General features: G+C 43.2%; 3 protein-coding genes. All 3 read left to right on the top strand.

Annotation, left to right across the window (positions count from 1 at the left end; translation table 11 throughout):
- The coding region (locus JWQ85_RS18875; protein WP_299470716.1) for a Gfo/Idh/MocA family oxidoreductase at positions 1-731 on the top strand (731 nt) is incomplete at its 5' end.
- Between the two features lie 44 nt (positions 732-775).
- Positions 776-2152, top strand: a complete 1377-nt coding sequence (locus JWQ85_RS18870) for a DUF1080 domain-containing protein (RefSeq protein ID WP_299470714.1) — start codon at positions 776-778, stop codon at positions 2150-2152.
- Positions 2153-2542: 390 nt separating this feature from the next.
- Positions 2543-4289: ABC transporter permease (locus tag JWQ85_RS18865; protein ID WP_299470712.1), on the top strand; the 1747-nt coding region annotated here is incomplete at its 3' end.

The following is a 4289-nucleotide window of genomic DNA, read 5'->3' as shown; positions in this document are numbered from 1 at the left end:
GTGTGGGGAAGGTGATACCTGTGCCTTCAAATTTAAATTACGATTTATGGCAGGGATATGCGCCACGCAAGCCTTATAAAGATAACCTGATACACTATAACTGGCACTGGCATTGGAACTGGGGTACCGGCGAGGCGCTCAATAACGGCACGCACGAAATTGATGTAATGCGATGGGGGCTGGGGGTCGATTTCCCGAACAAGGTTACCTCATCTGGCGGTCGTTTTGCTTTTAAAGATGATTGGGAAACCCCCGATACGCAAACTATATTGGCTAACTTTCCTAATAATACAGCTATGTCATGGGAAGGCCGTAGCTGCAATGGCTACAACTCGGAAGGCGTTGGCCGCGGCGTTGTATTTTATGGTGACCACGGTACTATCTACTACGGCGGCGGCGATGGCTACCAGGTTTATGACTATGATAATAAACTGGTGAAAGAAATTAAAGACGCGGCCGCGGTTGATGCATCAAATAAAGTAAGCCCTACCGAGCTGCTTGACAGTGTGCATTTACAGAACTTTATCAGCGCCATACAGGGTACCGAAAAGCTTAACCAAACTATTATCAACGGACATAAATCTACCGTGATACCGCAATTGGGCAATATTGCCCAGCGGGTAGGGCGGGTACTTAACCTCGATAGCAGCAACGGCCACATTCTTAACGATGCCGAAGCCGCCAAGCTTTGGGGCAGGGAGTACGAACCCGGATGGAATTTAAAAGTTTAACACATCAAGTAAAAGTTTAACACATCAAGCCTGAATAATTATACATGAAGAATTTAAAAACTTATTTGCTGGCTACAGCAATTGTTGCCGGCATGCAATCCGCATCGGCACAAACTAAAACCGGTTACACTAATTTGTTTAACGGCAAAGATTTAAGTGGTTGGAAAATACTGGCCGGCAAAGCCGAATACAAAGTGGAGAATGGCGGTATAACCGGTACAGCCGTATTAAACAGTGGTAATACTTTCCTGGTAACCGAAAAGGAATACGGCGATTTTATACTGGAAGTGGATGCTAAAACCGAAAGCACCATAACCAATTCGGGCGTGCAATTGCGCAGCCATTATAACCCTGCCGGGCATGAAGGTAAGGGATTGGTTTATGGCCGCCAATGCGAAATAGACCCAAGCGCGCGCAAGTGGACAGGCGGCATTTATGACGAAGGCCGCCGCGACTGGCTATACCCAATGGAGCTGAACGCCAAAGCGCAATCGGCCTGGAAGAACGGAGAGTTTAATCACATAAAGATCGAATGTATTGGTAACACCACCAAAACCTGGATAAACGGTATTGCTTCAGCTTATGTAGTAGATACTATTGATGCCAAAGGTTTTATTGGCTTGCAGGTACATGCTATTAATGATGCCGGGCAGGCCGGCAAAAAGGTGTATTTTAAAAATATCCTTATAAAAACAACCAACCTAAAACCGCAGCCATTTGCTAAAGATGTTTACGTGGTTAACCTGCAGCCTAACACCTTATCGGCCTATGAGAAACAGGATGGCTGGAAGCTGTTGTTTGATGGTAAAACCAATACTGGCTGGCGAAGCGCTACCTCAATGACCTTCCCTACAAAAGGCTGGGAAGTGAAGAATGGCTTACTATCCGTGCTTGGATCGGCAGGTGGCGAGGCAGCTAATGGCGGCGATATTATTACAGATGGGCAGTATAAGGCCTTTGATATGTCGTTTGAGTTCAGAATGTCCAAGGGGGCCAACAGCGGGGTTAAATATTTTGTGACCCTGTCCGAAAAAACTGTCGGCTCGGCCATTGGGCTGGAGTACCAGGTCTTGGATGATGCCGTACACCCCGATGCCAAGCTTGGCCGCGATGGCGACCGCACACTGGCTTCATTATATGACCTTATCCCCGCCAAAAAACAAGCCCGTTTTGTGCACAAGATAGGTGCATGGAATACCGGGCGTATTGTGGTTTTACCAAACAACCATGTGGTGCATTACCTTAACGGCATAAAAGTGCTGGAGTATGACCGTGGGTCAAAAGAATACCGCGACCTGGTGGCCATAAGTAAATACAAGGTTTGGAAAGATTTTGGTGAAGCGCAGCAAGGACATATCCTGTTGCAGGACCATGGCTTTGATGTTAACTACAGGAATATCAAAATAAAGGAATTAAAGTAGCTTTCATCCTGATATTAATGGTGACAATATTTTGCCAGTAGGCGAATTTTTAAATATCTGATTGTTAGATATTTATTCATGTTCACGGGTGGTCACCACCGTGAACATGAACACTTTTTATCGCCATTTATTAAAAAATTGTCATGGGTAACTTGTTAAAGACTTAGTAAAGCGATAACGCGGAAAGGTTTTCAATAGCTCACCAAGACAAAGTAAGTACTTCATAATTAACTGTTTATAACCGAACACTGTATTGTCCGTTTACGAACGCTTCCTAAAACTTACCTGAATGTAAATAATTGATAGTTAATTGTTTATAAAATTGGCACGTATCTTATATACTACCCTCATAGCAAGCTTGCTTGCTAATTGCCAATTAAACAATTTATCATGTTCAAAAATTATCTTAAAATATCATGGCGTAACCTTGTAAAAAATAAGGTGCATACATTTATTAATGTAACCGGCCTATCGGTTGGTATGGCGGTAGCTATGCTTATTGGCCTTTGGATATGGGATGAATTATCGTACGATAAATACTTTAAAAACCACGAGAAGATAGTTCAGGTATGGCAGCATCAAACTTTTAATGGTAAAGTAGGTAGCCAGGTGGCAATGCCCATTCCTTTGGGTACCATGCTGGATAAAAATTACCGTAACGATTTTAAATACGTAGTGCTTTCCAGCTGGAATTATGAGCATATATTGGCTTTTGGTGATAAAAAAATAACAAAGCAAGGCAGCTTTATGCAACCCGAGGCGCCGGATATGCTTTCCCTTAAAATGCTAAAAGGAACCAGAAAGGCATTAACAGACCCTTCATCCATTTTACTTTCGGAGAATGTAGCCAAAATTATTTTTGGTAACGAAAACCCCATGGATAAAACCATTAAGCTGGATAATCAGCATCTGGTTAAGGTAGCCGGTATATATGAAGACCTTCCGCATAATACAACCTTTAGGGATTTGACCTTTATACTACCATGGGATTTGTACCCGGTTAGTCAGCCCTGGGTAAAACGCGCGCAAACGCAATGGGGGAATAACTCCTTCCAGATCTTCGCGCAGTTAAACAACAACACCGATATTAATAAAGTTAACGCCCGTATAAAAACGCTTAAAGAGAAAAATATAGCCTTAGCGGGTGATAAAGTAGGCGCATCATTTAAACCGGTAGTGTTTTTACACCCTATGGATAAGTGGCACCTGTATTCGGAGTTTAAGGATGGTGTTAATACAGGCGGGGCTATACAATTTGTATGGATGTTTGGTATTATTGGCATGTTTGTACTCATGCTCGCCTGCATTAATTTCATGAATTTGAGTACGGCCCGGTCCGAAAAACGGGCAAAGGAAGTAGGGATCCGTAAAACGGTAGGCTCATTACGCAGCCAGCTCATCGGCCAGTTCTTTAGCGAATCGTTAATGGTAACTGCCTTTGCTTTCCTTTTTTCGATAGTTATTGTCCTGCTGATACTGCCATGGTTTAACCAGGTTGCCGATAAAACAATGAGTGTACTATGGGCAAATCCTGTTTTTTGGATAATGGGTTTAGGCTTTAGCCTGCTTACCGGATTGATTGCAGGCAGCTACCCAGCGTTTTACTTATCATCATTTCAACCGGTTAAGGTATTAAAGGGTACGTTTAAGGCTGGTAGATACGCTGCTTTGCCGCGCAAGATACTGGTGGTATTACAATTTTGGACTTCTGCTACACTAATTATCGGTACAATTATCGTTTTTAGGCAGGTACAGCATACCAAAGACCGGCCTGTTGGGTACGAGCGTACAGGCTTGGTTCAAATGAGTATGAAATCTGAAGAGATCCACAAAAATTTTGCTGCTGTACGTAACGATCTGCTGCAAAGTGGGGCTATAATAGAAATGGCAGAATCGGGCAGCCCGTTAACAGACGTTTATTCTAATAACAGTGGTTTAAACTGGAGAGGCAAAGCGCCAGATCTGCAGGATGATTTTGGAACCATTCGCCTAACACCAGAATTTGGCAAGGTAGCTAATTGGAAAATTACCGAAGGGCGTGATTTTTCACGTGAATACATAAGCGATTCAAGTGCTATGATATTGAACGAATCGGCTGCAAAGTTCATGAACTTTAAACACCCCGTAGGCGAAATTA

The sequence above is a fragment of the Mucilaginibacter sp. genome, from assembly GCF_028288105.1.
Classification (GTDB): Bacteria; Bacteroidota; Bacteroidia; order Sphingobacteriales; family Sphingobacteriaceae; genus Mucilaginibacter.
This window is presented reverse-complemented; position numbering and strand designations above follow the sequence as displayed.